The organism is Paenibacillus spongiae (assembly GCF_024734895.1).
GTDB lineage: Bacteria > Bacillota > Bacilli > Paenibacillales > Paenibacillaceae > Paenibacillus_Z > Paenibacillus_Z spongiae.
Window position 1 is genome coordinate 7,119,674 of sequence record NZ_CP091430.1, and the last position, 12,425, is coordinate 7,132,098.

The window sequence follows — 12,425 nt, forward strand, 5'->3', positions numbered from 1 at the left end:
TTTATAGGCGGGGGGTATGGCCGAGTAGTTGAAAGTCAGAGACGACGGCTCTATGACCGCATCGGAAGCTTCGAAGCTTGCTCGACCTTCGCGCCCGAGTAATAATATTCCACAATTTGCTTCGCCGACTTGCCGCTTTGCGCCATGCCATTGGCTCCCCATTGGCTCATTCCGACCCCATGGCCGAACCCGTACGTCGTGATCGCAATTTCGCCGTCACCGATCTTCCAGCTGAATTGAGAGGATGCAAGACCAAGCTTCTCTCTTATTTCCCGACCCGTGAATGTCTTGTTCCCTACCGCCACTGTCTTGATCCGTCTTCCCTCCGTCTTCTCTAAGACGCGCATGGAAGGAACGGCGCTCTTCTTGACATTGAGCTTGCCCGCGAACGTGCTGAGCTTCATCGTAACCGTTTCCTTATATCGCGGTGAAATTTCTTTATCCCATGGGCTGGCAACGCTGTGCAAATACGGAAGGTCGATCTCCCAATAATCTGCCGCATTCTCCGTGTACCCGTTGCTTGTCGAGAAGAAAGCCGCTTGAATCGGTTCGCCGTTATACGTGATGATCTGCCCTTTGGTCTCCTCTACAGCTCGGTTTAATATAGCCAGATTGTCTTCCTTCGCTTCGCCCTTCCATCTTGTTAACAGCTTCTCCAGCGGAATATAGACTTGATGCTGGACCGTATTGTTCACATCGGCCTTCACCGCCTTCAAGCCGCTCCGGTCGCCGCTGCTCATTCTCCGATAGATATAGGTTCTCGCCGCAATAGCCTGTGCTTTCAAGGCTTCAAGCTCAAAATCGAGCGGCATCTCTCCGGCGAGAACGCCGCGTACATAGAGCTCGATAGGCATGGTTTCAATTTTCTTCTCATCGGTCAAGTAAACGCGAACCCGCAGCCGGTCGTACCAGCTCTGAGCCAATACGGGCTCCGCCTCATTAGCTTGCGGCTGCTGCCCGGACGCCTGACGATCTGGAACGGAAGAAGCCGCATCCTGTCTGCCGGGTCCTTCCCCGCCCTTCGGCGCGTCGGCATTCTGTGAATCCGGCGTATCGCCGGATTGACTTATGCTGCTATCGTCAACCGGACGTTTCCCGTCTGACGGCTCAAGCTGAATGATCGGAGCTGACTCCATACTCTCATGCTGCTTGCCATTTTGGATCGGCGTGTTATTCGAAACCAGCAATCCCTTCACAATCAGAATCACAAGGGCTCCGCCCGCAAATCCGATCCACCAACGTCTTGTCCCTATCCGCAAGCCTCTCCGGCGCGCCGTTCTCCATCTCATACGTTCCATGAATTTCTCCTTTACGCCCAGTATGGATTTGAAACTCTCGCGACTCTTAACCTCTTGTCCTGCTATAGTCTATGAACCGCACTGCTAGGATAGAACGCAAGCCGCTCATCCATAGCGGAGTCTCGCTTGATAGCTTTCGCCCGCGCATAGTTAAAAAGCCGCCAGACCGGTAGAGTCTCGCAGCTTCACTATTCCAATCCAATATCGGGTCTAAATATGAATTCACTATGGGCTGTAAAGAGGCGGGGCGGTGCTGGAACGATAGATTGCGGGGTTACCGTTATAAACGGATAGTATCAGGAGAACTGCGGCGTCTTATCGGAGCGTTATGTTATTTAAAAGCGAAATAAAAGAACCTGCTCGCTTAAAAACAGCCAGCAGGTTCCGGTTTGGTCGTCCGATTCCATCAGGACGTATAATTGTGATTCCTTGTCGACGCCGGTCTTATTAAGCCCACGTCGGCTGTGCTTTAATGCGGGCGACATCCTTCTCACGCTTGAAGTCCGTCTTCTCGGCCGCATTATCGGTTTTATCGGATTTGTCGGATGCCGAAACAGCGATAACCGCATCGGCTTGCGTAACCGCGCTGACGGCTGCTTCGACGCTGGAAGTGAACGTCTGCATCGCATCGGCTTTTGCCGATTCTTCTGCCGCTTCAAACCGCCTGATGTCCGCTCCCAAGCCTGCCAGCTTGCCGGTAATATCGACATATCCCCGATCGACGTGGTGAATGCCGGTTATTTCCGTTTCGCCTTCCGCATGAAGAGCCGCACAGACAAGGGCCGCACCCGCCCGAAGATCGGTTGCGCATACCTTCGCGCCAGCAAGCGGTAGACCGCCGCTAATAATAGCCGTACGACCTTCCACCTTGATTTGTCCGCTCATCTTGCGGAATTCCTCCACATGCATGTAGCGGTTCTCGAAGACGGTTTCCGTTACGATACTCGTGCCTTCGGATACCATCAAGAGCGCCATCATTTGCGATTGCATGTCAGTCGGAAAGCCTGGATACGGTAATGTCTTCACGTCAACCGACTTTAACGGACTTGCCGCTCTGACATGGATGCCGTTATCCGATTCTTCGATCTCCACACCCATCTCCTGCAGCTTCGAGATGACAGGGGCAAGATGATCGGCAATGGCGCCTTCCACATGAACATCGCCACCCGTAATGGCAGCGGCGATCATATAAGTACCCGCCTCCACGCGGTCTGGGATCACCGTATGTGCTACGCCGCTTAACCGTTCCACGCCTTCGATCCGGATGACACCGGTACCGGCTCCGCGAACCTTGGCTCCCATGGCATTCAAATAATTGGCCAGATCAACGATCTCAGGCTCCTTGGCCGCATTCTCAATCGTCGTCGTTCCTTGCGCAAGCACCGCCGCCATCATAATATTCTCCGTTGCGCCTACGCTGGCAACGTCCAAATAAATTTTGGCGCCCTTTAGCTTACCGTCGGAACGGGCATCGATAAAGCCTTGACCGAGAACAATTTCAGCGCCCATCGCTTCAAAGCCCTTCAGATGCTGATCGATCGCCCTCGTGCCGATCGCACAGCCGCCAGGAAGCGAAATTCTGGCTCTGCCCAGTCTGGCAAGCAGCGGCCCCAGAACCAAGAAGGAAGCGCGCATCTTACGAACAAGCTCATAAGGCGCTTCATAGGTTGTAAGCTGCTGCGCCGAGATTCGCATTGTTTCGTTCTCGTATGTTAGGCTGGCCCCTAATGCGGCAAGCACTTGTTGAATGGTATTAACATCGTCAAGAGAAGGCACATCGGAAATGATGCTTTCTCCCTCTTGGGCAAGTAACGTGGCCGCGAGAATTGGCAGTACGGCATTCTTGGCGCCGCTGACACGAACGTTTCCGGTTAGTCGCTGGCCGCCGCGGACGATTATTTTGCTCATCTTTAGGTTTCCCTCCGCGCGCAGTAGATTCTTCTTCCTAATACTGAAATAAATGCCACCCTTAACTGATACACAGTCTCCATCTTATCATCGCTTTACATGAATCGACAAGCGTTATTTTCTCCCTGTCGAAACCCACATTTCATAATATTCGTAAGCGGTTTAGCTTTTCGGACCGTCCTTGTATTACCCATTGTTAACATGTTTCATCGTTGTTATTCGACAAGCCATCTGAGCGCATTCGACCATTGTCCATACAAAAACAAGAAGGATGCGAAAAGGTGTCCGATGATCACGGCAAGCATAATCTGCAGGATACGCGCTTTTGGGCTGCCTGGCTTGCGCAGAAACAGATCGAACCGGACTTCTTGGATAACAAACCATGCGACCGTAATGGAAAACAATTCTATAATAATCTTCATCAGGCCCTGCATGCCGGCTTCCGCCGCAAGTTGATCCAAATTCATCATACGCCTCCAAGGTACAGGTGGTGACCACCTAATTGCTCTAAATTATAGTATCGGAATAAATACGTTCAAATGTTAATGTGGTTGCACTTAAGCCAAGGATAGTCCAATATCGTCAAGTTTCGTTCCCTATCCGTCCTTGCTGCTGCTTCCCAGCGCCCGCTGCAGAACCGCAGCGAATTCGGCGCGGCTTGCCGTTTCTTCCGGCATGAAGCGGTTGCCTTGATATCCGCTTACCCAATTTTTTAGCTTCATCGTGTTCAGCGCTGCGGATGACCAGCGTTTCTGGTCGACATCGCCAAACGGAGAACGAGTCGGCCGTACCTCTCTCAATTCCCATGCCCTTGACAAAATGACGGCCATTTCTTCCCGCGTAATCGGCTGGTCCGGTTTGAATGTGCCATCGACATAGCCGCCGACCCAGCCTGATCTTACCGATCTCATAATGGAAGCATTGGCCCAATGCCCCGTCTTCACATCCGTGAACGACATGGGGCCCGCCTTGGCTGCGGCCGGACTTAATGTCCGCGCGAGCATGCTTACGGCTTCTGCGCGCGTGATGCTGCGGTCAGGGTTGAAGCGGTAGCTGCCGCTGCCGCCGATAATGCCCAGACTGCTCAATTGGACAATGGGCGACTCCGCCCAATGCCCGTCAATATCCCGCATTCCGGATACGACCTTGTCGGCATCCATCCGGAGCTCATAATACTGCCGGTCGAAGGGGATATCGGCTGTCACTTTCACGTAATATACGCCGGGATCCAGCAGCTGCTCGCGCATCATGACGGTCCGGTTCCGTTCCGACTTCAAGGTCGCAAGAAGCTTCTGCCGTTTATCGTACAGCTCAGCTTTCATCCGTACGCCGGAAGGAATGCTTTTGACCGTCAGTGTAACGATGCTTCGGGAGTCGAGCCTCAGCTGATACCAGTCCAGGTCCGACTTCTTATTGATCACGCCGAAATAGTCGGACCCGAGCCCGATAACAGTCGCCTCGTACATTTTATTGTTGGGCTCGTTCGGGTCCGAATACTTCGTGCGGTACTCCATCTTTAATACGTACTGGGCCGGTGTCGGGCTCGCCTGCGACGATATCGCATTATGAACACGAATGTAATACGTACCGGGCGTGATCGTTATTTCTTGCGAAATTTCCGTCTCTCCTTCGCCGTTCTCATCCGTTTCCATCAGCTTGCCTCCCTTGCGCTGGATGCCGATCGCGGGATCGATCCGTACCGAGCTCGGCGTGGCCGTGACGCGAAGCGTCCCTCCATTCTCGAAATGCACGACGTACCAGTCCCGGTCCCCCGTTTGATGAAAGTTGCCGGTCAAGGTTTGCGTCCGCGGCATCAGCGTGAATGCTTGATACTGCTTATCGTTTGTCTCATAAACATCCGGACTATTCCGGAAGGAGGTCGTCAGCAAGTATGGAAGCTGCGTTTTGTTGCGCTTATCGTACAGCTGAAGCTGTATGTAGTTTCGTCCCTTTTTCACTTTCCATTCAACGGTTTGGTTTCCTAATTTCGTATCCTTCGTACTCTTCGATTGATCCCCGGCATAGTGAATCATTCGAACCGGCGGGATCGCCTGACCTGACGCTACGATACCTTGAAATTGCAGGGAAAGAAAGCCGTCATAGGGTGCGTCGACGATGTACCAGTCCTTGTCGCCGCCACCCCTCAAGTCCCCCGTAATCTTCGTGCCGAGCGGGAATTTCTTCGCATATTCGCGGGTGTTGTTCGGTTCGTACGCATCGATCTTCAACGTTGCGGTCACGGCCCGGTCGACCTGCAGCAGCCCGTACCCGGTAGCTTCGTCTACACCCGCCGATCCGATATCCTTCGCGCTCTGCCGGAGCAGCTCTCTCACTTGATAAGGCTTATACTCCGGATGCACCGCCCAGATCAATGCTGCTGCGGCAGCCGCTTGAGGAGCGGCCATTGAAGTCCCTTGCTCCTTCTTGTATCCGCCGCCGACCGCTGTCGTATACACGTTCCATGGTGCCGCAATATCGATTTCCGATCCCGGATTCGAACGGGGTTCCGGCTTATTGTTCGGCGTGGCTCCCGCGACCGCCAGCACCGACGGGTAAGCGGCCGGATATTTCACCTCCGCCTTCGTACCAAGAACAAGCCCGTCATTGCCGCTTGCCGCTACCAGCAGAACGCCTTTGCTTTCGGCATATATCGCGATATCCTCCAAGTAAGGGGAGTACCGGTACAAGCCGACGGAGAGCACGACAATGCGGGCACCGTTCTTCACCGCATATAGAATCGCATCGCCCAATCGTTCCTCATCCCCGTACCCGCCGGCATCCAGCGCCTTAATCGGCATAATCTTGGCCTTCCATAGAATGCCGGATATGCCCGCTCCATTGTCGCCTTCTCCCGCAAGCACGCCGGCAACGCTGGTGCCGTGCCCGTTGTCGTCCTCCGGCGGCTTGCCGGGAGCGACAAGATTCGTACCGGGTACCAGATTATCCTTCAGATCGGGATGATCCAAGTCGACGCCCGTATCCACGAGCGCAATCGTAAAATTCGTCTGGTCGTGCACGGTCGACCATGCGGTCTTCGCTCCGATTTGATCCAGATAGTGCTGCTTGGGCAGCTCCGGATCGTTGGTGGTCTGCGCTGCGAGCAACGTTACGCGGCTGTTCGGGTGCACATATTCGACGCCCGGCGTTTCGCGCAGCCGCCGGAGCCATTCCTCCGTGTCCGCCCCCGGATCCGCGGGGCGGACCACGTCCACCGCAGCAGGCTCCGCCTGGCGGTGAATGACGCGCGTTCCCCGCAGCGGCTTCGCCAGCGCGGGGTCGCGCCACTTGAGGAGCCAGCTATGCGGCTCCTCTTCGGCGCCATCGGCGGTGCCGGCGGCGGGCTGCCGCTGCGCCGGGCCGCCGCTTGGCGCCTCCGGCGGCGCTGCCGCGGTCCCGCTGGCAGCGGCCGCAGACAGCGGGGCGCTGCATAGCAGCAGCGCTGCGAGCACGCTCAGCAGTGCCCGCCAAGCGGCATGCGGCAGCGCCGCCGATGCGATGCTCGGCGCTTGTGCGGCTCTTGCTCCGTGGCCGCTTGGAGGAGCGTCTGAAGCACGGGCCGGGATGGCCGTTCTGCAGCTCGTTCCATTACTTTTGTAGGAATTCCATCCCCAGCTCGATAGCTTCATCATAATATGCCTTTAACCTTGCAAATTGGTATATGAAACTTTTCGCGTTTCAAGTACGCTTCTCCTTGTGACAAAATGATTAAATATTCATAAAGGGCAAGAATGGGTAGAAGGTCTTAGGCCATTCGATACCTTCATGTTCATGATACGTGAACTAAATTCATCTTGCAATCGCTAAGAAATGAAACAAGGGCTGAGCACGGCATACAAGCCGTTCTCAGCCCTACAATCAAGTGACCTGTCGTTATGAAATGGTGATGAAGAGGTCGCGGACAATCGAGAAGTTCTCGTTCACCCAGCCGATTACCGGTCCTGGAACGACGCCCAGCACAATGGTAAGCAAAGCGCATATCCAGACCGCGATACCCGTCATTGCCGGCATATGGACCTCTGCTTCATCTCCGCCTCCGCGCATGAACATTTGACGGATGATGCCGAAGTAGAAATAATACGAGATCACGCTGCTTGCAACCATGATGGCGACGATCCAGTAAGCCTGAGACTGCGCGGCACCCAGAAGGATGAACAGCTTCCCGAAGAATCCGCCTGTTATCGGCAAGCCGGCAAGCGATAAGACGAAGACGATCATTGCGGCAGCCGTCCAGGGGGCTCGGTAATACAATCCGGCGAAGCCCTTCAGCTCGTCATGCCCGGCAGCTCTGCTTACGACGGATAGTACCGCGAATGCGCCAACGTTCATCAGAACATATGCCGCAAGATAGAATAAGAACTCCCCGTAATTCTGCATATGCAAGCCTTTAATGGATACGCCGATCGGTACGAGTAAGTAGCCGGCATTCGCCACGCCTGATAATGCCATTAACCGCTTCGCATTACGCTGCCTCAAAGCCGATGTCGTGCCCACGATCATTGCGGCGGCGGCCAAAATCAGCAGCGCCATGAAGATATCCTCGCCGAGATGGAAGCCCGGCGACATGAAGAACAGCAAATTGAACGTGATCCGGAACAATACGGCCAGCGCCGCGCCCTTCGAAACAATGGCCAGGAATGCGGTAACCGGCGTTGGCGCGCCCTGGTAAACATCCGGCGCCCACACGTGGAATGGAGCGGCCGCAACCTTGATCCCGAAGCCCGCAATCATGAGGAAGAATGCGACGTACAGCAGCTCTTGAATATTTCCTGCGGCTCCCTGCATCTGCAGCGCTTGATTAATCACGCCCAGGTTCGTTGCGCCTGTCAGCCCATACAGGTATGACATACCGAATAACAGCAGTGCCGATGAGATCCCGCCTGTCACCACATACTTGAATGCGCCTTCCGCAGACTGGGCCGAATGCTTACGAATACCTACCAGAATATAAGTCGTAATGCTGAGCAGCTCCAAGCCGACATAGAGCGTGATCAGATCGCCCGAGGATGCCATCATCATCGCGCCGGTAACCGCCGGAAGCAGAAGGTAGTAGAACTCCCCCTTGTCGGGTATATCTTCCCGCTTCACCGTTCCGAGACTCATCAATACGATGAGTATGGTAGCCGACAGGAATACGATCTTCAGCATGCTGCCGAAGGCGTCGATCCGGTAGCTGTCGCCGAGCAGCCTGATCGGTCCGTCTGCCCCGGCATTCATATCGATTACCCGCCAGATCACGAAACCAAGCGAGGTCAATAGTCCGGCCAGCGTCAGCCAGCCTATTATATTGCGGCCCGCCCGCCTTGGCAGGGCTAGATCCAGCAGTACGAGTACAACCATGAATACGATTAAAATCCATTCCGGGGCGAGATACATCGCATCGCTCCAGGTCAGCGGCTGAAAGGACTGCTGCGCTGTGTCCACGCTCATGTCATCCCCCCACCTTCACATTAAGCTGCTGCAGAAAAGCGTCGAAGCCATGCTTCATCGGTTCGGTTACTACCGATGGGTAGACCCCGATCAGGATGATGAAGGCGAGCAGGGCTATCATCGGTACCGCTTCAATGAGCCGTGCGTCGCGCAATGCGCCGAACCGTTCCGGCATAGGGCCGAATGTGATCGAGAGGACGCTCCGCAGCACATAGACAGCCGTTAGAATGACCCCCAGCACCGCTATTGCCGTGAGCACCTTCATCGAATCGAATAATCCCAGAAGCGATAGAAACTCGCCGATAAATCCCGACAATCCGGGTAAGCCCAGCGAAGCCATGCCGGCCGCTAACAGAATGCCGCTCATAAATGGCAGGCTGCGCGCCAAGCCGCCAAGCTCGCCAAGCTCCGTCGTACCCGTCCTCTCCTGCAGGCTGCCTACAATCAGGAACAGCAGCGCTGAAATCAAGCCATGGGAGACGAGCTGAACCATCGCGCCCTGCAGTCCGATTTCGTTCAATGATGCAATGCCAAGCAGGACGATACCCATGTGGCTGATCGAGGAATAAGCCAGCACGAGCTTAAATTCCTTCTGTACGAATGCGAGTATCGCGCCGTACAAAATATTGATTACGCCAAGGACCGCCAGGACCGCCGCCCACTCTCTCGTCTCCGCCGGGAAGAGGAAGACGCCGAATCTCAGCAGGCCGTAAGCGCCCATTTTCAACAGAACGCCGGAGTGTATCATGACGATTGAAGGCGGCGCCTCCGTATGCACCCGCAGCATCCAGGTATGGAACGGGAAGATCGGCAGCTTGATGCCGAACGCGATCAGAAGCAGGATAAAGATTGACCACCGCATCGTATCCGACAGGTAGAGCGGACTTTCCGGGCTGGCGTTAACCAATGAATCCGGAGCGGTCATATTTTCTTTAATGATCTCGTAGCTGCCGCTATAATACACATGCTGCGTCTGTTGGTCGATCTGATCGACCTGCAATCCGGCCGTCATGACGAGCATCACGAATGCCATGAGCATTAGAGCCGAACCAAGACCATTATAGATCAGGAACCGGTTGGCCGCCTTCTCGCGTCCACCGAAGCCCCATATGCCGATCAGGAAGAACATCGGGATAAGCGTAAGCTCGAAAAAGATGAAGAACAGAAAGACGTCCCGTGCCATGAACACGCCGAGCATCCCGATTTCCAGGAGCAGAAACCACAGATAGAAGGACTTCCATCGTTTCTTCACATGAACGGAAGCGAGCGCTGCCATGACAGCGACGATCGTCGTTAACAGAACAAGAGGCAGCGATACCCCGTCGATGCCCATCTGATATTGAAATTTGAATACATATGAAGCAAGGTCGGGCATCGTTTCTTTATTTAAAGCAGCATTGACCCATGTTGCGCTTTCACTGTAGGATTTGCTGCTTGCTGCCCCGTCATAGTCGGCATACAGCCAAAGCGAGAGAGCAAGAGGGATTATCGTCGCCGTAATCGCGGTCACCTTCAGCAATCGGCTGTTTTGTTTCGGCAGGAAGAGCAGTATGAGTATGCCAATCAGAGGCGAGAAGGTAATGAGTGACAAAATCGGAATATCGGCCAGCATTACCAAAACCTCCTTCCGGCAATCGCCACGATCAGAATGATCAGACCAAACAGCGTGATGATTCCGTAAGTCTGCACTTGTCCGTTCTGCAGCCTTGTTCCGCCTCTGCCGAGCAGAACAGCCGCCCCGCCGACGCATCGGACGATACCATCAATGATAAAGTCATCCATGGCTTGCAGGAGCATGCCCAGCCCGCGCAGCCCGCGAACGAATACGGCATGGTACAGCTCGTCGATATAATATTTGCGTTCCAGCAGCTTGAGCAGCCATGGCATGCGTGAGGATACCGCATCGCTCGCAATCGTCCCCTTGACGTACATCAGCCAGCCTAGGTAGATACCCAGGGCACCGACCGCCGCAGAGATCACCATAACAAGCCCGCCGCCCGTATGCGTCGTTTCCGTACCGCCGGAGAGCCACGTTCCAAGCGTATTGTTCCATGGCGTTTCCACGAAGCCGGTAACAACCGCAAGCACGGCCAATACGATCAGCGGCAGCGTCATCGTCCAAGAAGACTCATGCGCCTGCTTCTCGCTCTTCGGCTTGCCTGCGAAGACGAGGAAGAACAGGCGTGACATATAGAAGGCCGTGAAGAAAGCAGCCACTACGCCAACCGCGAAGAGTACAGGGTTCTCATGAAGAGCCGTATTGAGAATGGCATCTTTGGACCAGAAGCCCGATAACGGCGGGATGCCCGAGAGAGCTAATGCACCGATCCCGAACGTAACGGCCGTAATCCGCATTCGGCTGCCCAGGCCGCCCATCTCTTGAATATTTTGCGTATGTACCGCATGAATGACGCTCCCTGCCCCAAGAAACAGCAGCGCCTTGAAGAACGCATGTGTGAACAGATGAAAGATGCCGCCTGTCAACGATCCCAGACCCAGCGCCATCATCATGTAACCAAGCTGGCTGACGGTGGAGTAGGCCAATATGCGTTTGATATCATTCTGCGCAACGCCGATCGTCGCAGCGAATATCGCCGTAAAGGCGCCCACATAAGCCACGGTGTCCATCGCCGCTTGCGACGCTTGAAAGATATCGAACGTACGGGCGACCAAATATACGCCCGCGGCCACCATCGTAGCCGCATGAATGAGGGCGCTGATCGGCGTAGGACCTTCCATCGCATCCGGCAGCCAGACATGCAGCGGGAATTGACCCGATTTGCCGACCGCGCCGACGAAGATCAGCAGCGCGATCAAGGTTGTAATGCCTGCCGCGATCGCCCCGGTCTGTTCGTCGAATACGTTCTGGATGCTCACAAAGTCGATTGCGTGATTCGGCATATACCAGTACAGCAGGAGAATGGCGATCAGCAGTCCCGCATCGCCGATCCGCGTGACGATGAACGCCTTCTTCGCCGCAGCCTTCGCCTCCGGCTTCTGATACCAGAAGCCGACGAGTAGGAACGAGCAGACCCCTACCAGCTCCCAGAAGATATACAGGGCAAGCATATTGTCTGCGAGCACAAGTCCCAGCATGGAGAACGTAAACAGCGCGATGTAACCGTAGAAGACGGTAATGCGCTCATCGCTTTTCATATATCCGGCTGAGTAGACGTTCACCAGAAAGCTGACGACCGTAACGACCACCAGCATGAGCGCCGACAGGTTCGTGACTTCGAATCCGATGTTGAGCTGGAAGGTGCCCAGATCGATCCACTTGAACCCGTCCCGATAGTCCTCCACGCCCTCTCCCATGCGTTCGAAAAGCACGAGAATGGCCATCACGAGCGAGGCGAGCGAGGCCAAGGAGCCGATCATGACCCCAAGCCCCTTGAAGCTGCGTCCGAATGACGTTAGCAGAATGAATGCAGCCAGTGGAAAAAGCGGGATAAGCCAGGCGTATTGCGTAAATACGGTTTCCACGTGCGACTACCTCCTCATCTCGTCGAATTCGTCAACGTTAACCGTACCGCGTGCCCGGAACAGCGCGATCAGCACCGCGATGCCAACAGCCGCCTCGGCTGCGGAAACCGCAATGGTGAACAGCGTAAACACCTGGCCTGATAATGCGGGTACGGCTCCGTATTTGGAGAACGCCACCAGATTGAGGTTGACCGCATTCAGCATCAATTCGATCGAGAGCAGAACGACGACCGCATTGCGCTTGACGAGCGCGCCGTAGAGCCCGATGCAGAACAGAATGGCAGCCAGCGTCAAATAGGAAGATAACAT

General features: G+C 55.0%; 8 protein-coding genes. All 8 read right to left on the reverse strand.

The annotated features are described in order from the left end of the window. Window positions 1–50: 50 nt before the first annotated feature. The 8 genes from spoIID to nuoK all read right to left on the reverse strand — a co-directional run bounded on the left by spoIID (window position 51) and on the right by nuoK (window position 12,425). Window positions 51–1,298 carry a stage II sporulation protein D gene (gene spoIID / locus L1F29_RS31970; RefSeq protein ID WP_258386001.1) on the reverse strand — a complete coding sequence of 416 codons (1,248 nt, stop codon included), beginning with the start codon at window positions 1,296–1,298 and terminating at the stop codon, window positions 51–53. Window positions 1,299–1,745: 447 nt separating this feature from the next. After that, window positions 1,746–3,206 (reverse strand): UDP-N-acetylglucosamine 1-carboxyvinyltransferase, encoded by a 1,461-nt coding sequence (murA, locus tag L1F29_RS31975; RefSeq protein ID WP_258386002.1) that lies wholly within the window; start codon window positions 3,204–3,206, stop codon window positions 1,746–1,748. 215 nt (window positions 3,207–3,421) lie between these two features. Next, window positions 3,422–3,673, reverse strand: coding sequence for a DUF1146 domain-containing protein (locus tag L1F29_RS31980; RefSeq protein ID WP_258386003.1), 252 nt, complete (start codon window positions 3,671–3,673; stop codon window positions 3,422–3,424). 129 nt (window positions 3,674–3,802) lie between these two features. Beyond that, the gene (locus L1F29_RS31985; protein WP_258386004.1) at window positions 3,803–6,835 is read right to left on the reverse strand and encodes a S8 family peptidase; all 3,033 of its coding nucleotides are present in this window, start codon (window positions 6,833–6,835) and stop codon (window positions 3,803–3,805) included. A gap of 241 nt (window positions 6,836–7,076) precedes the next feature. Continuing rightward, window positions 7,077–8,633 carry an NADH-quinone oxidoreductase subunit N gene (locus L1F29_RS31990; protein WP_258386005.1) on the reverse strand — a complete coding sequence of 519 codons (1,557 nt, stop codon included), beginning with the start codon at window positions 8,631–8,633 and terminating at the stop codon, window positions 7,077–7,079. Between the two features lies 1 nt (window position 8,634). After that, complete coding sequence (locus L1F29_RS31995) at window positions 8,635–10,245, reverse strand: complex I subunit 4 family protein (RefSeq protein WP_258386006.1); 1,611 nt, start codon at window positions 10,243–10,245, stop codon at window positions 8,635–8,637. Beyond that, window positions 10,245–12,116 carry an NADH-quinone oxidoreductase subunit L gene (nuoL, locus tag L1F29_RS32000; protein WP_258386007.1) on the reverse strand — a complete coding sequence of 624 codons (1,872 nt, stop codon included), beginning with the start codon at window positions 12,114–12,116 and terminating at the stop codon, window positions 10,245–10,247. The genes L1F29_RS31995 and nuoL overlap by 1 nt, the downstream gene beginning before the upstream one ends. 6 nt (window positions 12,117–12,122) lie before the next feature. Then, window positions 12,123–12,425, reverse strand: a complete 303-nt coding sequence (gene nuoK, locus L1F29_RS32005) for an NADH-quinone oxidoreductase subunit NuoK (RefSeq protein WP_258386008.1) — start codon at window positions 12,423–12,425, stop codon at window positions 12,123–12,125.